Genomic DNA, 19935 nt, shown 5'->3' with positions numbered 1-19935 from the left:
CTTTTCTATCTGAAATCAATACAGGAAGAGCAGTTATAGCTCCTATTTTTATTACTTCAAGAACAGTTGGTAGGCAGGATTACCGGTTTCTTCCACCCAGGGATAGCCGAGGTTCTTGAGGAAGCTGTCGAACTTCTTGTGGTCCTTGGCCGGCACCTGCATGCCCACCAGAATGCGGCCGTAGTCGGCGCCCTGGTTGCGGTAGTGGAACAGCGAGATATTCCAGGTCGGCGCCATCAGGCTCAGGAACTTGAACAGCGCGCCGGGACGCTCGGGGAAGACAAAGCGCAGCAGGCGCTCTTCCTGGGCCAGCGGCGAGTGGCCGCCCACCATATGGCGCAGATGCTCCTTGGCCATCTCGTCAAAGGTCAGATCCAGCGCCTCGAAGCCGTTCTTCTGGAAGTTCTTGCAGATCTTCTCGCTCTCGCCCTTGGTCGGCGTGGTCAGGCCCACAAACACATGGGCCTTGCTGTCGTGGCTGATGCGGTAGTTGAACTCGGTCACGCTGCGCGGGCCGCCGGGCAGCTTGCCCACCACCTCGCAAAAATGCTTGAAGCTGCCGCGTTCCTCGGGGATGGTGACGGCGAACAGGGCTTCGCGCTCCTCGCCGACCTCGGCGCGCTCGGCCACAAAGCGCAGCCGGTCGAAGTTCATATTGGCGCCGCTCAGTATGGCGGCATAGGTCTCGCCCTTGGTCTTGTGCCTGGCCACGTACTGCTTGATGGCCGCAACGCCCAGGGCTCCCGATGGCTCGACGATGGAGCGGGTGTCGGTAAAGATGTCCTTGATGGCGGCGCAGACGGCATCGGTGTCCACGGTCACATAGTCGTCCACCAGGCCCTGGGTGACACGGAAGGTTTCCGCCCCCACCAGCTTCACGGCCGTGCCGTCGGCGAACAGGCCCACATCGGCCAGCTCCACACGCTCGCCCGCCTGCACGGACTGCATCATGGCGTTCGAGTCCTTGGTATGCACGCCGATCACCTTCACCTCAGGGCGCACGGCCTTGATGTAGTTGGCAATGCCGGCAATCAGGCCGCCGCCGCCGATGGGCACGAAGATGGCATCCAGACGCTGGCTGCCCAGTTTTTGCAGCTGGCGCAGCAGCTCCATGGCGATGGTGCCCTGGCCGGCAATCACATCGGGGTCGTCAAAGGGGTGGACAAAGGTCAGGCCCTCGGACTTTTGCAGCTTGACGGCGTGCTTGTAGGCGTCCGAGTAACTCTCTCCGGCCAGTACCGCCTCGCCGCCCAGAGCGATCACGGCATCGATCTTCACCTGGGGCGTGGTGGTGGGCATCACGATCACGGCGCGGCAGCCCAGCTTCTTGGCGCTCATGGCCGTGCCCTGGGCGTGGTTGCCCGCGCTGGCGCAGATCACGCCCTTTTGCAGTTGCTCGGCCGTCAGATTGGCCATCTTGTTATAGGCGCCGCGCAATTTGAAGCTGAACACGGGCTGCTGATCCTCACGCTTCAGAAGCACTTTGTTGTGCAGGCGACGGCTGAGGTTCTTGGCAATGTCCAGATCCGACTCCACGGCCACGTCATAGACGCGTGCATTGAGGATGCGAGTCAGATAATCGGCAGGGGTCAGGGCTTGAGTCATGGTGCAAATCGAAAGCAGAGCACCAGAGCCAGGGCAATCAGCCTGCCGGGTGCATGGAAGCCGACCATGATAGGCGCTTGCTTGCTGCGCTGCAGTACTCGCTCAAGAGGTGCATGCTGCTGCTCTGAGAAGCACGATGAGCAGGCACGAAAAAAAGCCCCTAGCTCAAGAGCTAGGGGCTGAATCCACCATTAGAGGAGGTGGAGGAGACAAATGGTGCGATGCAGATCGGTGTTAACCAGTAATCTGCAGTCTGCCTGCGGGTTTGACCTCACAGGTAACGCTTGAGTTGTATTGTATGAGGCTTGTATTTTCTGTACATCAAAAGATTCGGGTTTTTGTGTATTTGATGCAAAATTGCAACAGTTTCGAGAGGAAAGACAATGGAATGCACGGTTAGTTGGACAGGCGCGGCCACCGGCACGCGCTCGGGCATGGGTTTTGTGGCAGAGACCGGCAGCGGCCATGTGGTCAATATGGATGGCGCGCCGGACGAGAAGAACCCGGCCAACGGCGGTCGCAACCAGGCGCCGCGCCCCATGGAGATGCTGCTGGCTGGTGCCGGCGGCTGCACGGCCTACGACGTGGTGCTCATCCTCAAGCGTGGTCGCCACGATGTGAGGGGCTGCAGCGTGCAGCTGAGCTCCGAGCGCGCCGATGCCGACCCCAAGGTGTTCACCAAGATCCACATGCAGTTCACGGTCAGTGGCAAGAATCTGCCCGCCGGTGCCGTCGAGCGGGCCATCGCCATGAGCCACGACAAATACTGCTCGGCCACCATCATGCTGGGCAAAACGGCCGAAATCACTACTGGCTTTGACATCGTCGAAGCCTGAGCTGGACGTGCGATCGAAAAGCGGGCCTCAGCGGCCCGTTTTTGTTGAACAGGCGCTAATCAGATGCGATGCGCTGTAATGGTCATGACCTTGGCCGCCACACGCATCAGCCCCTGGGCAATCGGGGGCAGTTGCATCGCACCTTCGTCGATCGCTGCAGCGGCATGACGTTCCTCGTCATCCTTCATGCGCTCGACCACGGCACGCGAAGCCTCGTCCTCCTCGGGCAGGCGGCCCAGATGGCTTCCCAGGTGGGCGGAGACCTGGTTTTCGGTCTCGACCACAAAACCCAGACTGGTGGCATCGCTGATCTTGGCGGCAATCGTGCCAATCGCAAAAGCGCCCGCAAACCACAGCGGGTTCAGCAGCGAAGGCCTGCCACCCAGGGCATGCAGGCGTTCGCGGGTCCAGGCCAGGTGGTCCATTTCCTCGCGAGCGGCATGCAGCAGATGCTCGCGCAGCTCCATGTCCTTGGTGACCATGGCCTGGGCGTTGTACAGCGCCTGGGCGCAGACCTCTCCCACATGATTGACGCGCATCAAGGCTGCGGAGAGCCTGCGTTGCTCATCGCTCAAATCGGCTTCGGCAATTCCTGTAGCGGGCGAACGCTCTGCGGCCACCGGGTCGGCAAACAGAGTGCGAAGAGCTGCATCGGCAGCGGTCAGAAACTTGTCCATGGCTAAAAAGAACTCAGTGCGGCGCCTGTGTGGCGTCAATGCACATAAGGTACACCAGAGTGGCTCATCCGCAACTTGCGCTGGGGCAATGCTAGGCCGAAACCCTTAAGGGTGTGCCCGTTAGTGCGGCTTGGTGTTTGTTGCGGTGGTGCAACGAAAACGCGCCGAATCGAGCAGTTTTGGGTGAATTCCTTTGCGCTGGGCTCGGTGGTCTGGTGCAATAGACCCAACTTCCCCACCAGGAGGTTGGCGCGGGAAACCGGTGGAGCTCGAGGCTCAAGTCTCTCTCCCATAGAACCGGCGCCCTTCTAAACCTTGGAGTAACTCGTAATGAAAAAATCTCTGATCGCCCTGGCAGTGCTGGCCGCTTCCGGCGCCGCAATGGCTCAATCTTCCGTGACCCTGTTCGGTATCGTTGACACTGGCGTGTCTTACGTGAACAACGCTACTGGCAACGATTCCAGCAAGTACGGCGTCGGCACTAGCGGTAACGCTACTAGCCGTCTGGGCCTGCGTGGTACCGAAGACCTGGGTGGTGGTCTGAAGGCTGGCTTCTGGCTGGAAGGCGAAATCTTCGGCGACACTGGTAACGCCAAGGGCTTTGATTTCAAGCGCGAATCCACAGTGCGTCTGTCCGGCAACTTCGGTGAAGTTCGCCTGGGTCGCGAAACAACTCCCACTTTCCGTGCTGGTCTGAAGTATGACCTGTTCGGCGCTACTGGTATCGGCCAGTTCATGGGTTACAAGGACTGGGCTGGTACAGGCCTGGCCGACGGCAACACGATCCGTAAGGACAACATGCTGTCGTACTCCTCGCCCAACTTCAGCGGCTTCACAGCCAACATCAGCTATGCTTTCGACGAGAAGGCTAACCAAGCTACCCTGGGTGGCAACGGTGGCCGTTACGTCGGTGGTAACGTTGGTTACGACAATGGTCCTCTGAGCGTGACTGCTGCTTACGGCACTCTGAGCTACGGCAACGTGGGCGACCGTGACGAAATGTCCATCGGCGCTTCCTACAACTTTGGCGTGGCCAAGGTGATCGGTCTGGCTCAACAGATCAAGTACAAGCCCAACGCTGGTTCTAGCGACAAGTTCAACAACTACGCTCTGGGTGTCTCCGCTCCCGTGGGTGGCGTTGGTGAAGTGAAGGCTCAGTACGCTTACTACGACCAAAAGGGCAACAACACCAAGGCTCAACAGCTGTCTCTGGGTTATGTGCACAACCTGTCCAAGCGTACCGCTCTGTACGGCACTGTTGCTTACATGAAGAACAACAAAAACTCCAACCTGGGCCTGCAAGCCAAGGGTGTGAACGACGGTTCTCTGTCGGCTCTGGGCAAGAACCAGACTGGCGTGCAAGTTGGTATCCGCCACGCTTTCTAATCAATTGCTGGTGTAAGCCAGTAACTGCTTAAAAGCCAAAAGGCCTGTCGAAAGACAGGCCTTTTTTGTTTCTGGGGTTAAACCTGAAAGGGTGTTTGCTGAGAGGTTTGTCCCCAAAGGGAAAGGCCTGTGTTGCGCTTGTGCCAATGCGCGCGCGGTTGAGGAAAGCATTTCTAGAATGAATTTTCCACCAACTGTTTGCGAATTGAATTAAGAGAGAGGCAACACAATGGCAGCTTCATTTGTGAAAAAAACATTGGCCTTGGCTGTGCTGGGAACCTTGGGAACTCTGGCATACGCACAAAGCAGCGTTCAGCTATATGGCATTGTGGATGCGGCAATTCGCCATACGAATAATGAGGGAGCGAATAAAAGCGGTCTGACCAAAATGATTGGCGGCGGCATGTCCGAGAGCCGCTGGGGTATCAATATCAAGGAAGATCTGGGCGGCGGCCTGTCGGCGATTGCCAATCTGGAAAATCGTTTCTGGACGGACTCCGGCACTCCCAGCACCGCACAGCCTTATTTCGCCCAGTCCTGGGTGGGCTTGCGCAGCACCAGCTTTGGTCAGCTGACCATGGGTCGCCAATACAACGTCTTGTTCGATCTGGTGACCTCCACCTACGCATCGTTCCCGTATTCCCCATATATGGACGCCTACAAGCCTGAAATCGGCATGTCTCTGGGCGCGCGTGCAAACAATATGCTGAAATACGTGGCCGAATTTGGCCCTGTTCGTGCAGGCTTGCAGTACTCGTTTGACGAGAGCAATACCTTTGCGAAGAAAGGGGCTGGAGTGGATATGACCCCGGGCGGTCTGGCATTGAAGACCGCAGGCGGCTATCTGCGCTATTCTGCCAACGGCATTTCTGTGGGTGGCGCTTTCCAGCGCTCGACCTTGCCGGCCGGCACCGATGTAGATGCCTGGACACTGGGTGGTTCCTATCGCACCGGGCCTCTGTATCTGATGGCAGGCTACGGCCAGAACAAGGTCAAGGATAGTCTGGGGGCTGCGGGCGCGGGTGCGATTTTTGATGCTGGCTTGCTCAACGCATATTGGACAGGTTCGTCCAATGGCGGCTTTATCGCGGGCAATGCCCCTGGCAACTTTGCCAACAAGCGTGAGATGTTCAAGGTGGGCTTTGGCTATCAGGTCACGCCGCAGCTCAATGCAGGCCTGCATTACTACCATGCCAAGCAATCGGGATCGGCGACTGGCGCCTTCAACGGCAAGGCTGACTTTATCGTTGCCGTGGCCGACTATGCCTTCTCCAAGCGTACCGATGCCTATTTCGCGGTGGACCACACCAAGACCAAGGGCGGTGCGGGCGTGATGCTTGATGCCAATGGCCCGAAAAAGCGTACCGGCATTACCATCGGTCTGCGTCATCGCTTCTGAGGCCAATCCCTGGGTAAAAAAGCCAGCCGATATTGGCTGGCTTTTTTGTTCTCGGAGCCGAGCAGCTCGTGAAGCGCGACACAAAAGGAAAAGGCCGCATCTGCGGCCTTTTCCTTTTGTGCATAACCGGATGGTGAAGACCATCCGGTAGCAGCAGAGCAATTACATGCCCATGCCGCCCATGCCACCCATGCCGCCCATGTCGGGCATGGCAGGACCTGCGTCAGCCTTGGGGGCTTCGGCGATCATGCACTCGGTGGTCAGCAGCAGGGAAGCCACGGAAGCGGCGTTCTGCAGAGCAGTGCGAGTCACCTTGGTGGGGTCCAGAATGCCCATTTCCAGCATGTCGCCGTAGGTGTCGTTGGCAGCATTGAAGCCGTAGTTGCCGGAGCCGTTCAGCACGGCGTTCACGACCACCGAGGGCTCGCCACCGGCGTTGGCCACGATTTCGCGCAGAGGGGCTTCGATAGCCTTGAGCACCAGCTTGATGCCGGCGTCTTGTTCGGCATTGCCGGTAGCCAGGGCACCAACAGCTTGCTTGGCGCGCAGCAGGGCCACGCCACCGCCGGCCACGATGCCTTCTTCCACAGCAGCGCGGGTAGCGTGCAGGGCGTCTTCCACGCGGGCCTTCTTTTCCTTCATTTCGACTTCGGTGGCAGCGCCAACCTTGATCACGGCAACACCGCCGGCCAGCTTGGCCACGCGCTCTTGCAGCTTTTCACGGTCATAGTCGCTGGTCGCTTCTTCGATCTGGGCGCGGATTTGCTTGACGCGGGCTTCGATTTCAGCAGCTTGACCAGCACCGTCGATGATGGTGGTGTTTTCCTTGCCGATTTCGACGCGTTGGGCTTGGCCCAGGTCTTCCAGGGTCACCTTTTCCAGCGACAGGCCCACTTCTTCAGCGATGACCTTGCCACCAGTCAGGATGGCGATGTCTTCCAGCATGGCCTTGCGGCGGTCGCCGAAGCCAGGTGCCTTCACGGCCACAACCTTCAGGATGCCGCGGATGGTGTTGACCACCAGAGTCGCCAGGGCTTCGCCTTCGACGTCTTCGGCAATGATCAGCAGAGGACGGCCGGCCTTGGCCACAGCTTCCAGTGTGGGCAGTAGGTCACGGATGTTGCTGATCTTCTTGTCGAACAGCAGCACGAAGGGGTTGTCCAGAACAGCGGCTTGCTTTTCGGGATTGTTGATGAAGTAGGGCGACAGGTAACCGCGGTCGAACTGCATGCCTTCGACGACGTCAAGCTCGTTGTCCAGCGACTTGCCTTCTTCAACGGTGATCACGCCTTCCTTGCCGACCTTGTCCATCGCGTCGGCAATGATCTTGCCCACGGATTCGTCGGAGTTGGCGGAGATCGAGCCGACTTGAGCGATTTCCTTGGAGGTGGTGGTGGCCTTGGATTGCTTCTTCAGCTCTTCCACCAGGGCAGCGACAGCCTTGTCGATGCCGCGCTTCAGATCCATGGGGTTCAGGCCGGAAGCCACGTACTTGGAGCCTTCGCGCACGATGGCCTGGGCCAGCACGGTAGCAGTGGTCGTGCCGTCACCAGCGATGTCGTTGGTTTTGGAGGCCACTTCCTTCACGAGCTGGGCGCCCATGTTCTGCAGCTTGTCCTTGAGTTCGATTTCCTTGGCCACGGACACGCCGTCCTTGGTCACGGTGGGGGCGCCGAAGGAGCGCTCCAGCACCACGTTGCGACCCTTGGGGCCCAGGGTAACCTTGACTGCGTTAGCCAGGATGTTCACGCCTTCAACCATGCGTGCACGTGCTTCACCGCCGAAAACTACGTCTTTTGCTGCCATTTTTGGCTCCTAAAGAATGGGGTTCAAATGTTCTGCCAGCGTTTATCAATCAATCGCTCGCAGCTATGAATAGGGGTTGTGTTCGGGAAGGATTACTTCTCGACGACTGCGAACAGGTCGTCTTCCTTCATGACCAGCAGCTCGTCGCCGTGGATCTTCACGGTTTGGCCAGAGTACTTGCCGAACAGGACGCGGTCGCCGACCTTCACGTTCAGAGCGATCAGTTCGCCCTTGTCATTGCGCTTGCCGGGACCCACAGCCAACACTTCGCCTTGGTCAGGCTTCTCAGTGGCAGCATCAGGGAGCACGATGCCCGAGGCTGTCTTGGTTTCGTTTTCGAGGCGCTTGACGATCACGCGATCGTGCAGGGGACGCAGGTTCATACCAACTCCTAAATACATCAACAAAGTTGAAACAAGACTTGCCAGCCATCCTGGCTGACATTCGGATATCTAGGGTCAAGCTGTTAGCACTCAACCCCATCGAGTGCTAATAATAAGGCAATTTCCCGAGCTTTCAAGACCTCCCCCCCGCCGAACAGAGGGCAAATCTGTCAGGAAACAGGGTTTGTTCTTAGTCATGTGTAACGTGTTTTTACAAATAGGCCTGGCTTTTGCTCTGGCAGAACATGCCTCTAGAAACCATGACTGCCCCGGCGCAGCGCGCCCAGGATCTGCTGCAGACAGATGTCTTCATTCCTCATATGCGCCAGGTCGGGCGCTGCGAGAGTTCGCTCAGGGAGCTGAATCTGATGTGGCGGCTCATAGAGTCCTCCGCCAAGATGAATTGCCCGCAGGAAGCGCAGGCCTTGCTGCCCATGATGGCCGCCACGCGAGGCGGCTTCGAGCGGCTGGAGCAGGACCTGGTGCAGTCCATGGTGATGCAGGCTGTGACGGGGGTGACGGCGGGGCTGGCCAGTCAGGCACAGCATCTGATCGATACCCTGGTGCGCAATCTCTACGAGCGCACGGCCGACGTGGGGTTTCTGGCGACCGATGCCATGCTGTGCGGTTTCATGGCCGGGCTGGATGGTGACGAGGCCGCCATCACCCAGCGTCTGCGTGCCTACCGCAGCAAGTACACGGTCTACGCGGACATTTTGCTGCTGGATGCCGAAGGTCTGGTGCGAGCGAGTGCACGCGAGAGGAGTCGGCTCACAGATCAGCCATGCCGGGATGCGCTGATTGCCCGAGCCCTGCAAAGCCAGGGATTTGTGCAGAGCTTCGGTGCTACCGACCTGCTGCCGGGCCATGACAGCGGCCTGATCTATGCGCATCGCATGCTGCACCCCATCAACCGGCAAGCCATGGGCGTGCTGTGCCTGTGCTTCGACTTCGACGGCGAGATGCAAGGCATCTGGAGCGGACGCGACCAGGCTGACGGCAGTGGCGTTCCGGAGGCGCAGACCAGCATCGCCCTGCTGCTGGATGAGCAGGGCCAGGTGCTGGCCAGCAGCGATCTGCACTGGCTTGGTGTGGGTGCGAATGTGCGCCCTCACCATGATGGTGCGAGCGCGCTGCATGTGCATGGAGGGCGCACCTATCTGGTGCAGTCTGCGGTGTCGGCAGGCTATCAAGGCTATATGGGGCCCCAGGGCTGGCGGGCGCAGATCATGACGCCGCTGGAGTTGGCCTTCGGCCTTCAGTCGCAAGCGGGCCTGGATGGACTGGATGCGGCCGTGGCTCAGGGCCTGCTGGCGCATGCGCATCGCTTCTGCCCGCCTTTGCACGCCATTCACAGCGCGGCGGACACCATACGCCGAGTGGTCTGGAACGGGCGGGTGATGACGGCAGGCAAGCAGATGGACAACACGCGGCTGCAGGCTGTGCTGGAGCAGATTGGCGAGACAGGGGCGCGGACCAACGAGGTTTTCTCTCAATCCATTGATGCGCTCTACGGCACGGTGCTCAATACCGCTCTGCGAGACAACAGCCTGTTGACGAGTCTGTTAGTGGATCTGCTGGATCGCAATCTCTATGAGCGTGCCAACGACTGCCGCTGGTGGGCGCTGACGCCGCAGCTGCCCGAACTGCTGGAGGCCCTGGCCTTGGGGGAGAGGGCCGGTGATCAGGTGAGCGAGGTGTGCGAGCTGCTCACCGCCATTCACGACCTGTATACGGTCTACCAGCAAATCATGGTCTATGACGCCTGCGGCAAAGTCGTGGCCGTCAGCCGCAAAGGGCAGGCGCAGAGCCAGGAACTGCTGGGCAGCCATATAGAGGCGGACAGCCTGCACCAGGTCCTGGCACTGGCAGAGACCCAGGCCTATCACGTGTCCCCATGGCGCCCCTGTGTGCAGCACAAGGATGAAGGACCGACCTATGTCTATCACGCGGCCATACGCAACGCCGATGGCATGGTGCTGGGCGGAATCGGCCTGGTGTTTCATGCGCAGCGTGAATTCAAAGCCATGCTGGAGGGCGTGACCGGCGTGCAGGCAGGAGGCGCAGGCAGCAGGCAGGTGTCCTACCTGAGCCGCTCGGGCATGGTCATGTCTTCTTCGGATGTGCAGTTGCAGCCGGGCGTGCAGCTGGAACTGCCGCCCGTCATGCTGGCCCTGGCACCCGGGCAGAGCATGGCCCGTGCCATGGTGTATCAGGGCCAGTATTGCGTGGTGGCGATCACGGCGGGCAGCGGCTATCGGGAGTTCAAGCGCAGCGATGGCTATCGTGAAGAGGTGCTGGCCTTGTCCGTGCAGGCGTTTGGCGCCGTGCAGGACGATGCGCTGGCAGCAGTCTCGCGCCGCAATACCAGGGTGCAAAGCCTGGCGGCGGCCAGCCAGTGCAGTGCCGCCGGCATGGAGATGGCGACCTTTTTTGTGGAGCGCAGCGTGCTTGCCGTCGATGCGGCCTGCGTGCTCGAGGCCCAGAGTGCCTCGGCCATCGCTCCCGTTTCGGCCGGACGCTTGCCGCACTGTGTGGGTACGCTGGCCAGGCGCAGCCAGGGGGCTGTCGCCGGCTATGTATGGGTCTTCGATCTGGGGGCGCTGCTCTTTGGCAAGCCCGTGACCAGGACGGCGCAAAGCCAGGTAATTGTGCTGGAGCATCAGGGGCTCAAGCTGGGCGTGCTGGTCAGCGATCTCGAAGGCGTGGTGCGCTTCGAGAACGGGCAGTTGCGACTGGCTCCTGCAATGGCGGGTGCGGCGGATCAACTGGTGGACCGCTTGATCCGGGCCAATGAAGGCGATCTGCTGATCCAGTGCCTGAACGTGGCTGCCCTGGTGCGCATGCTCAAGGCGCCACTGCCGGCGGAGCAGGGTGCTGTCGGCTGAGCGGCCGGCCGCTTACTGAACCGGGAACGGGTTTTTTTCGTCGCGCGGCGCGTTGAAGTCCACGCTGGGCGTGGTCTTGATCTCGTACTGGCTGCGGTCCTTGCTCTCTATCCACTTCGGGGGCTTGCCGCGGCCGGTCCAGGTCGCGCCGCTTTCGGGGTCGTAGTACCTGGCTTCGACCTTCTTCTTCTCCTCAGGCCTCCAGGGAAAGACTTGCTGAGAGGTGAAGCCGAAGGTGGCGATCAGTTGCTTGACGGTGGCCAGGGCTTCCTTGGCTTCGGTGCTGCGCGCTTCTTCGATGCGCTTGTCCAGCGCATTTTTCTGAGCGATGAGTTCTTGATAGCTTGGCATTCTGGATTCCAGAGAGAGTGTGAAAGGTCAGCACTGATTGCCGCCTTTGTTATTGTTTTGCAGAACCATTCATTTTGGCGCAAGCGCGAACGCGCCGTATTGTTGATGTTGCGTACACTCAATCTGCAAAGGGACGCACATCACTTCGAAGGGCTGCATACATCACTCTGGATGATCCGGCCCGCGGCTCAAGCCTGTTTGTCACCCGTGGCCATGGCCCGCAGGGCCGAGCCCGTCATGCGATAGCGGATCCACTCGGTCTGCGGCACGGCACCGAGGCTGTCATAGAACTTGATGGAGGGGGTGTTCCAGTCCAGGCAGCTCCATTCAAAGCGGCCGCAGTCCTTTTCCATTGCAATCCGGGCCAGATGCTGGAGCAGGGCCTTGCCGGCGCCGTGGCCGCGTGCGTCGGGAGTGATGTACAGGTCTTCCAGATACAGGCCGTGCTGGCCCTGCCAGGTGGAATAGTTGAAGAAATACACGGCAAAGCCCACGGCCTTGCCCTCGATCTCGCAGATCAGGCCGAAGACAGCAGGGTTGGCGCAGAACAGCGTGCGGCGCACATGGTCGGGCGTGGCCTTGACCTCATTCTCGGCCTTTTCATAGATGGCGAGTTCACGCACAAAGTGCAGGATCAGGTCGATGTCTTGTTCGGTGGCAGGGCGGATATGGAGCTGGCTCATGGAATTGCAGGAAAAAGTAGCTTAAGCGCTTGATGGTAAAGCGCTTGCAGCTATGGTTTTGATATATCAGGCGACCTGAAGCTCGGGCTCGCTCTGAGCCAGAGTCACGGGCAGGAACTGGCACAGGATCTGGAAATGGTCCTCGAAGAACTCGGCCTCCATGCGGGGCAGATCGGCAATCGGCACCCAGCGGGCCAGGGCTGCGTCGTCCGCGCCCTGTACCGGAGGCAGGCTGGGCTGCACGCCCAGATCCAGATAGTGCACATGGGTAATGGTGCGCCCGCGCAGGCTGCGGTCCGGGTGATCGAAGACCTGCACGGCCTGCAGGGCCGCTAGCAGATCGGCCTCACTGATGGAGGAGCAGGTCTCTTCACGCAACTCGCGCATGCAGGATTGCCAGAGGCTGTCACGCTGTTCGAGAAAGCCGCCGGGCAGCGCCCAAAGGCCCTGGCCTGGCGCATGGCCGCGCTGAATCAGCAGCACCTGGTCCTGGCCCTTGGCGCGGCAGCGCAGCAGCGCATCCACGGTGACGAACACCGGCGCATAGGGCGCCTTGGCCCAGGCCCGCTTGTAGTCCTGCAGCATATGCCACTCTTTTTGCAGGCGCAGATACAGCGGGGTCTGGGCCCAGTGGCGCAAAAACTCCAGCGTGCTCTCGGGCATCTGGGAGGAGAGCCTGGCCAGTGCGGCATCCATGGCTTCGGGCGAGGCGTCGCCTTCACCGAAGAAGATTTCGCGCAGCGGAGTGGCGTCGAACTGACCCAGGCGCGGCAGGCTGATCAGCTCCCAGCCCGGAAAGCGGGCCAGATAGCTGCTGCTGGAGTCCTTGAAATGCCCGACCAGGGCCACGCTCGCGCCTTCGGGCACATGGGCATGGACAGCTTCGCGCACGGCATGTACCCACAGCGGCTCGTTGTAATAGTCGCGCACGGGCACACAGCGCACGCGCCCGGCATCCTCTTTCGATAGCGCATTGCGCAACATCTGTGCGCGCTCCTGCCAGCTGAACGGGTTTTTGGGATTGGGAGCCTGCCAGGCGCTGCCCAGTACCACCACGACCTGGCGAGCCCGCTCCAGTGCGGCATGCAGCAAGGCCATGTGGCCGTTGTGCAGTGGCTGAAAGCGGCCGACCAGCACGGCGGTATGCAGGGGCACGGAGGTGGGCAGAGTCTCGGGTGAGGCGGCAATGACACGCTTGCTGGAGGTGTTGGGACTGGCTTGAGGCATGAGAGCGAAACCCGTACAGAAATCGGCGCCCGCAAGGGCAAATATTGGTGAAAACTGGGCTAAGCGCTTACCAGGTAAGTGCATGAAGCTCACTTTTTTGAATGGTTAACCCGTCCTGGCACCACGAAGTCGGTGCGGCGAAGGCCCTGGCGGCACCAGTGTGGTGGCCAGGCTTTGCCACTATGTCCCAAGCGGGTGTTGGGCATTGCTACTCGTAGTGTGCCGCAATTGGCATCTGCCGGCCCGTGCCAAAGGCCCGTGGGCGTACTCTGAGCATGGGCGGAGCCTGGCGGCGCTTGTATTCGCTGCGGAACACCAGCTTTTGCACGCGGGCAATGGTCTCGGGCCCGCCTGCTTCGGTGCGCAGCCTGGCCACAAAGGCGGCGGCCTGCGCATATTCCTTGCTGGACAGATGCTGGCCCTCGATATGCCATTTGAGAATCTCGTCGAGCACGGCATAGGGCGGCAGGCTGTCCTCGTCCTTCTGGCCGGGAGCCAGTTCGGCCGAGGGCGGCTTGTCGATGATGGCCTGCGGAATCAGCTCGCGCCCCGCATGGCTGTTGATATGGCGCGAGAGCTCGAAGACTTCGGTCTTGTACAGATCGCCAAGCAGGCCAATACCTCCGTTGGTGTCGCCATAGAGGGTGCAGTAGCCCACCGAGACTTCGGACTTGTTGCCCGTGGTCAGCAGCAGATGGCCGAAGGCATTGGAAAACTCCATCAGCGTGGTGCCGCGTGCGCGGGCCTGCAGATTCTCCAGCGCCAGGCCCTTGAGCGGCTCGCCAAAGCTGGCCTCGAACTGGCGTGCATAGGTGGTGACCAGCTCCTTGATCGGATGCTCGTACAGTCTGATGCCCAGATTGCGGCACAGCAGCACCGAGTCGTCGACCGAGCCGGCCGAGGAATAGCTGGACGGCATGGTGATGCCGACCACGTTGTCCGCTCCCAGGGCATCGACGGCCAGAGCCAGCGTCAAGGCCGAATCAATGCCGCCCGAGCTGCCCACCACTACCTGCTTGAAACCGCAGCGGCGCGCATAGTCGCGCAGGCCCAGCACGATCTGCTGGCGGTAGAACTCCATGGTGGGCAGGCCCTGGGCCGCCACAGTAGGCAAGGCCGTGCCGTCGCAGGCCTGAAACCGGCCCTGCACATTCAGCTCCAGTGTGCAGACATCTTCCTCAAAGCGCCTGGCTTCAAACACCAGCCCCGCCTCGGGCTCCACGGCAAACGAGGCGCCGTCGAACACGATCTGGTCCTGGCCGCCGATCTGGTTGATGTAGAGGATGGCCAGCTTGTGGCGTGCCGCTGCCTGGGTGAAGACCTCGTGGCGCTGCTCGCGCTTGCCCAGGTGGCTGGGGCTGGCGTTGATGCTGATGACCAGGTCAGGGGCCGCATCGCCCATGCGTACAAAGGGGTTGGTCGCGTAGTCGGCGCCCTGGTCGTTCCAGCCGTCCTCGCAGACCAGAAAGCCCACCTGGCAGTTGCCCACGCGCAGCACCTTTGCCGTGTCGGCCCCGGGCTCGAAGTGGCGGCGCTCGTCAAAGATGTTGTAGGTGGGCAGCAGTTGCTTGTCGTACTGCAGGCGAATCTGTCCGTTCTTGAGCACCAGCAGGCTGTTGTGCAGTGGTTTGCCGGGTCCATTGTGCCGGGTGGGCGCGCCCACGACCCAGTGCAGATCGGGGAGCTGGCGCGTGGCCTGCAGCAGCTCCTGCAGACCTGCATCCAGTCTTTGCAGAAAGCTGGGCTCGTCCAGCAGGTCGCCGGGATAGTAGCCGCTCAGCGACAGTTCGGAAAACACCACCAGGTCGGCCTGCTCGGCCGCAGCCCTGGTTGCGGCCTCTCTCATGCGGCGGATATTGCCGCTGATGTCGCCCACCATGTAGTTGAGTTGGGCGAGGGTGACTTTCAGCATGGTTGCCTCCGAAGATTCAGGCTGCCTTGGCAGCAGGCTCAGGGATGTTGAAGACCTGGCGCAGATAGGCCAGATAGGTCTCGTCGTTGCACAGCGTCTTGCCGGGCGAGTCCGAAATCTTGGCCACGGGCTGGCCGTTGGCATGGGTCAGCTTCATCACGATATTGATCGTGGTCAGTCCCATGTCATTGGTCAATCGCGTGCCTATGCCGAAGCCGCACTGGATGCGATCGGCAAAGCGGTGGTAGAGCGCCAGGGCCGTGTCCAGATCCAGCCCGTCCGAGAACACCAGACGCTTGCTCTGCGGGGCAATGCGCAGCTTGTCATAGTGGGCAATGGCCTTCTCGCCCCATTCGAACGGATCGCCGGAGTCATGACGCAGGCCGTCGAACAGCTTGGCAAAGTACATGTCGAAGTCGGCCAGAAAGGCGTCCATGCCCACGGTATCGGTCAGGGCGATACCCAGGTCGCCGCGGTATTCCTGCACCCAGTCCTCGAGGGCGGCTACCTGGAAGTCGCGCAGACGCACGCCCAGTGCTTGATAGGTCTGCAGATACTCATGGGCCATGGTGCCTATGGGCACCAGATTCAGATCGCGCGCCAGCAGCACATTGGACGTGCCCTTGAACCACAGCGCGGTTTCCTGGGCAAAAGCCTGCACCACCTCGCGTTGCCAGGCTCCCGAGAAGCGGCGGCGCACGCCGAAGTCAAACAGCTCGAAGGGGTTGCGCAGCCTGGCCTCGACTGCCAGATGCTTGAGCTGGGCCAGCTTGACCTGCAGGCGTTTGCGGCCTTCGACAAGTGCGGACTCGGCGTCGAAGCGGCGGAAGTACAGCTCATTGACGATGGCCAGCACATAGATCTCGAAGCCCATGACATGGACTTGTGGGCCCTTGGCCACGATATGGAGCTGGTCGCCTTCGGCCCAGGCGCGGATGAAGGCGCGCTGGAACTGGAAGATGCGCAGAAAGTCGATGAAGTCGCTCTTCATGAAGCGTAGACCAGCCAGATAGTCCAGCTCGCCCTTGTCGAAGCGCAGAGTGCACAGGGCGTCCAGCTCGCGCTCCACCTCGGGCAGCAACTCGGCCAGGGGGAAGGCCGTGGGCGTGCGGCAGACAAACTCGTACGCGGCCTCGGTCTGGGGGTGGCGGTGCAGCATGGCCTGCCACATGGTGAACTTGTAGAGGTCGGTGTCCAGCAGGCTGGTGATGATGGGCTTCATGCCGTTCTTCTTTTCTAGGACTTACGCAAACAAGAATGCAACAACGGCCTGCCTTCTGAGGCAGTCGCCCGGCCTGAACCCGTTTTGCGTAAGTCGTGTTTTCAAAATGTGAGCTGCTAGCGCTTTATTCGTAAACGCTAGAGGCTGATTTGTCTCATAAGCCAAAGCTGGCGCTGGTTTCGCAGCGTACACCGGTTGCACGCATGCGTTGCAGGAAGTCGTGGTGCGCGGCCTCGAATCCTGCGACCGGGCTCATGCAGTCAGTCAGCAGCACGATGCGCGAGAAATCATCGCTTTCCCAGTGCTCCACGATGTGCTCGGTGGTGGCGCGCACGCAGTGGCTGCTGGCCTCGCCCGCAATCACCAGAGTGCTGCTTCGGCGTAGCTGGGCCAGCAGGGCGGTGTTCAGGCCGGTTTCGGGGTCCTGCGGGTCGGGCACTTCGGCACGAATGGCGCTGTAATGCTCGGTCCAGGGGTTCATGCCCTTGAAGACATGACGGGTGGCACGGTGCTGCAGCTCCTGCCACTGGCGGCAGGCCGTGAGCACGCCGGCATGGATGCCATGGCCCCAGCTGCCGATCTCGCAGTGCAGCGGCCAGACCATGAGGCTGTAGCTGCCCTGGGCCTCCAGCTGATTCAGGTATTGCAGCGTGCGTTCACGTTCGGCAGCGTTGCGCGGTGCATAGTCGCCGGCACGGACCTGCGCTGCCGTGATCGGGGTGAATGGCAGGACGGCACGGCCATCGCGCTGCTGCCAGAAGGCGGGATGAGCAATGTCGTAAGTCTGGTGCGAGTCCAGAGTGATGGTGATCTGGTCCAGCTTGTATCCCTGGGCTGCCATCCAGCTGCTCAGGCGCTGCATATCGGCATGAGCGCCCGTTACCGGAAGGCTGGGTGCTATCGCCTGATGAGTGCCAGGCGAGTGGGGGCACCAGCCGCCTGGCAGATCGCAGAAGTCGTTTTGCGGGTCAATGATGAGCAGCTGGGTTTGCGGATGACTCATGGTGTTCAGCTTTCATGCGAGATGCAATGTTGGCAGTCTAAGTTACTTAAAATATTTTTGCAACTAAGTATTTTGGATTGATGTGAAATAATCAGGAGAGAAAAAAGAGGTTGGTAAAAAAATGAATCAAAGTGATGAGCGTAGGGAGCCGGTGCAGGTGAGTGTGGATGTGGTGCTGCTGACCCTGGTGGAGCAGCAGTTGCATGCCGTGCTGCTGCGTCGTCAGGCTGCGCCTTTTGCCGGGGTATGGGCTTTGCCCGGCGGCTTTATTCATACCGAGGAGGATGCGGACGCCAAGGCCAGTGCGGCGCGCGTGCTCAGAACCAAGGTGGGCATAGAAGGTGCGTATCTTGAGCAACTGGCCACGTTCAGCGGCCCGGCGCGCGATCCGCGCGGCTGGTCGGTGGCGATCGCCTATTGCGCTTTGCTGCCCGTGCAGAACCTGCCGCCGAATCGCTCCGACATCAGCGTGGTGCCGCTCTCGGCCTTGCCGCAGCTGCCGTTTGACCACCGTGCCATCCTGGACGCCGCCTTGGAGCGCGTGCGCAGCAAAAGCCTGTATTCCTCCTTGCCCGTGCACCTGTGCGGCGAAACCTTCACGCTGCCGCAGCTGCAGCAGGTCTATGAAAACATTCTGGGTGAGCCGCTGAACAAAGTCAGCTTCAGGCGCAAGATGGACGAGATGGACTGGCTGGAGGCCGTGTCAGGGGCCATGCTGGGTGGCGGGGCGCATCGGCCCGCCCAGCTTTACCGCGCCAAGCCCGGCTTCAGCCAGACGCTGGCGCTGACTGCCCGGGGGCTTTGAGAACGCGTAAACACGTTCCGAGGCCGCTGTGCATGAAAAATGCCTGCACAAGGCAGGCATTTGGGCGGGTTTGCAGCTGAGGGCGGCTAGCTGACAGCCCCTATGCCCAGCAGCGCCAGAACGACAAAGATCACGGCAACGGCAATAAAAATAAAGAACAGGATCTTGGCTATGCCGGCTGCGCCGGTGAAGCCGAAAACACCGGCTACCAGGGAAATGATGGCAAAAATAATGGCCCACTTGAGCATCGAAACTCCTTTGTCTGAAGCGATGTTTCAAGCCTAAGCCGCCGGGTGCAGGCTTGCGGTGCTCATTTTGGGGAAATCCTTGTCGGCTTGATCCGACAGCAAAAAAGCCACCGCGATGGTTCGCGATGGCTTCTTGAGGAGGCTTGAGGGCCCAAGCCCTCAGATACTCAGACCCGCTTTTGCGGGTGTCCGAATCACTTCAGACCGGCAGCGGCGCGCAGCAAAGCCGCCTTGTCGGTGCGTTCCCAGGTGAACTCGGGCTCTTCGCGGCCGAAGTGACCGTAAGCCGCAGTCTTGCTGTAGATGGGGCGCAGCAGATCCAGCATCTGGATGATGCCCTTGGGGCGCAGGTCGAAATGCGCGGCCACCAGCTTGGCGATTTCCGCATCGGGAATCACGCCGGTTCCTTCGGTGTACACGGTGATGTTCATGGGGCGGGCCACGCCGATGGCGTAGGCAACCTGCACCTGGCACTGGCGCGCCAGGCCGGCGGCCACCACGTTCTTGGCCACATAGCGCGCGGCGTAGGCGGCCGAGCGGTCCACCTTGGTTGGATCCTTGCCGGAGAACGCACCGCCACCATGGGGGCAGGCACCGCCGTAGGTGTCCACAATGATCTTGCGGCCGGTCAGGCCGCAGTCGCCCTGAGGGCCGCCCACGACGAAGCGGCCCGTGGGGTTGATCAGGTACTTGGTGTCCAGCAGCCACTCGGAGGGCAGCACGGGCTTGATGATCTCTTCGATGATGGCTTCGGTGAACGATGCCTTCATCTTGGTTGCCGTTTCCGACTGATCGGGGCTGTGCTGGGTGGACAGCACCACGGTGTCGATGCTGTGGGGCTTGCCGTCCACATAGCGCAGGGTCACCTGGCTCTTGGCGTCTGGGCGCAGGAAAGGCAGACGGCCATCCTTGCGCAACTGGGCCTGGCGTTCCATCAGGCGGTGGGCGTAATAGATGGGCGCGGGCATCAGCTCGGGCGTTTCGTCGCAGGCGTAGCCGAACATCAGGCCCTGGTCGCCAGCGCCGGTGTTCAGTTCGTCATCGCTGGCCTTGTTCACGCCCTGGGCGATGTCCTGGCTTTGCTTGTCGTAGGCCACGAGCACCGCACAACCCTTGTAGTCGATGCCGTATTCGGTGTTGTCGTAGCCGATGCGCTTGATGGTGTCGCGTGCGACCTGGATGTAGTCCACATTCGCACCGGTAGTGATTTCACCGGCCAATACCACCAGACCGGTGTTGGTCAGTGTCTCGGCAGCCACGCGGCTGTGCGGGTCTTGGGTGAAAATAGCGTCCAGAATCGCGTCAGAGATCTGGTCGGCAACCTTGTCGGGGTGGCCTTCAGAAACCGATTCCGAGGTAAACAGAAAATCGCTGTTCGCCATTGATATAACTCCTTGTAGCTTGGGCAATTGCGTTGCCCGAGCTTCGAAGTCTGGCGAACGCTTTAGCAGTTTTGTTTTTACGTCGCCCTGCAAGTTGCTCTTTAACTCAGCGACCCCGCTAT

The 19935-nt window shown here is 60.6% G+C and carries 17 protein-coding genes; 5 read left to right on the top strand and 12 right to left on the bottom strand.

The window, feature by feature from the left end:
• Window positions 1-51: 51 nt before the first annotated feature.
• Complete coding sequence (ilvA, locus tag QYQ99_RS08665) at window positions 52-1605, bottom strand: threonine ammonia-lyase, biosynthetic (RefSeq protein ID WP_302092278.1); 1554 nt, start codon at window positions 1603-1605, stop codon at window positions 52-54.
• 383 nt (window positions 1606-1988) lie between these two features.
• Here ilvA and QYQ99_RS08660 point away from each other — a divergent pair, with 383 nt between their 5' ends.
• Window positions 1989-2441 carry an OsmC family protein gene (locus tag QYQ99_RS08660; RefSeq protein WP_302092277.1) on the top strand — a complete coding sequence of 151 codons (453 nt, stop codon included), beginning with the start codon at window positions 1989-1991 and terminating at the stop codon, window positions 2439-2441.
• Window positions 2442-2500: 59 nt separating this feature from the next.
• On the opposite strand, the gene coq7 is transcribed toward QYQ99_RS08660, so the two are convergent.
• Entirely contained in the window at window positions 2501-3118 is a 618-nt protein-coding gene (coq7, locus tag QYQ99_RS08655; RefSeq protein WP_302092276.1) for a 2-polyprenyl-3-methyl-6-methoxy-1,4-benzoquinone monooxygenase, read from the bottom strand.
• A gap of 330 nt (window positions 3119-3448) precedes the next feature.
• Between coq7 and QYQ99_RS08650 the strand changes: the two genes are divergently transcribed.
• Window positions 3449-4504, top strand: a complete 1056-nt coding sequence (locus QYQ99_RS08650) for a porin (RefSeq protein ID WP_099738791.1) — start codon at window positions 3449-3451, stop codon at window positions 4502-4504.
• Window positions 4505-4733: 229 nt separating this feature from the next.
• On the top strand, window positions 4734-5903 hold the full coding sequence (locus QYQ99_RS08645; protein ID WP_302092275.1) for a porin: 1170 nt from the start codon (window positions 4734-4736) through the stop codon (window positions 5901-5903).
• A 162-nt stretch (window positions 5904-6065) separates the two neighbouring features.
• Here the strand turns inward: QYQ99_RS08645 and groL are convergent, their stop codons facing one another.
• Entirely contained in the window at window positions 6066-7709 is a 1644-nt protein-coding gene (gene groL / locus QYQ99_RS08640; protein WP_302092274.1) for a chaperonin GroEL, read from the bottom strand.
• A 92-nt stretch (window positions 7710-7801) separates the two neighbouring features.
• Window positions 7802-8092 carry a co-chaperone GroES gene (gene groES / locus QYQ99_RS08635; protein ID WP_003058782.1) on the bottom strand — a complete coding sequence of 97 codons (291 nt, stop codon included), beginning with the start codon at window positions 8090-8092 and terminating at the stop codon, window positions 7802-7804.
• Between the two features lie 245 nt (window positions 8093-8337).
• Between groES and QYQ99_RS08630 the strand changes: the two genes are divergently transcribed.
• Window positions 8338-10980, top strand: coding sequence for a chemotaxis protein CheW (locus QYQ99_RS08630; protein WP_302092273.1), 2643 nt, complete (start codon window positions 8338-8340; stop codon window positions 10978-10980).
• A gap of 12 nt (window positions 10981-10992) precedes the next feature.
• On the opposite strand, the gene QYQ99_RS08625 is transcribed toward QYQ99_RS08630, so the two are convergent.
• The 6 genes from QYQ99_RS08625 to QYQ99_RS08600 form a co-directional block, all read right to left on the bottom strand.
• On the bottom strand, window positions 10993-11331 hold the full coding sequence (locus QYQ99_RS08625) for an H-NS histone family protein (protein ID WP_003058775.1): 339 nt from the start codon (window positions 11329-11331) through the stop codon (window positions 10993-10995).
• A gap of 188 nt (window positions 11332-11519) precedes the next feature.
• Entirely contained in the window at window positions 11520-12014 is a 495-nt protein-coding gene (locus tag QYQ99_RS08620) for a GNAT family N-acetyltransferase (protein ID WP_302092272.1), read from the bottom strand.
• Between the two features lie 66 nt (window positions 12015-12080).
• Window positions 12081-13241: a bifunctional nicotinamide-nucleotide adenylyltransferase/Nudix hydroxylase gene (locus QYQ99_RS08615; RefSeq protein ID WP_302092271.1), complete on the bottom strand. Its 1161-nt coding sequence runs from the start codon at window positions 13239-13241 to the stop codon at window positions 12081-12083.
• 208 nt (window positions 13242-13449) lie between these two features.
• Window positions 13450-15153 (bottom strand): NAD+ synthase, encoded by a 1704-nt coding sequence (locus tag QYQ99_RS08610; RefSeq protein ID WP_302092270.1) that lies wholly within the window; start codon window positions 15151-15153, stop codon window positions 13450-13452.
• Between the two features lie 16 nt (window positions 15154-15169).
• A complete protein-coding gene (pncB, locus tag QYQ99_RS08605) occupies window positions 15170-16375 on the bottom strand; it encodes a nicotinate phosphoribosyltransferase (RefSeq protein WP_302092269.1) in 1206 nt (401 codons plus the stop codon).
• A gap of 154 nt (window positions 16376-16529) precedes the next feature.
• Window positions 16530-17378, bottom strand: coding sequence for a cysteine hydrolase (locus QYQ99_RS08600; RefSeq protein ID WP_302092268.1), 849 nt, complete (start codon window positions 17376-17378; stop codon window positions 16530-16532).
• Window positions 17379-17499: 121 nt separating this feature from the next.
• On the opposite strand from QYQ99_RS08600, the gene QYQ99_RS08595 reads away from it, so the two are divergent.
• Window positions 17500-18183 (top strand): NUDIX hydrolase, encoded by a 684-nt coding sequence (locus QYQ99_RS08595; protein WP_302092267.1) that lies wholly within the window; start codon window positions 17500-17502, stop codon window positions 18181-18183.
• 86 nt (window positions 18184-18269) lie between these two features.
• Here the strand turns inward: QYQ99_RS08595 and QYQ99_RS08590 are convergent, their stop codons facing one another.
• Window positions 18270-18431: a DUF1328 domain-containing protein gene (locus QYQ99_RS08590; protein ID WP_302092266.1), complete on the bottom strand. Its 162-nt coding sequence runs from the start codon at window positions 18429-18431 to the stop codon at window positions 18270-18272.
• Between the two features lie 194 nt (window positions 18432-18625).
• On the bottom strand, window positions 18626-19813 hold the full coding sequence (gene metK, locus QYQ99_RS08585) for a methionine adenosyltransferase (protein WP_302092265.1): 1188 nt from the start codon (window positions 19811-19813) through the stop codon (window positions 18626-18628).
• Between the last annotated feature and the right edge of the window lie 122 nt (window positions 19814-19935).

Origin of the sequence: Comamonas testosteroni (assembly GCF_030505195.1) — a bacterium.
Lineage (GTDB): Bacteria > Pseudomonadota > Gammaproteobacteria > Burkholderiales > Burkholderiaceae_C > Comamonas > Comamonas testosteroni_G.
This window is presented reverse-complemented; position numbering and strand designations above follow the sequence as displayed.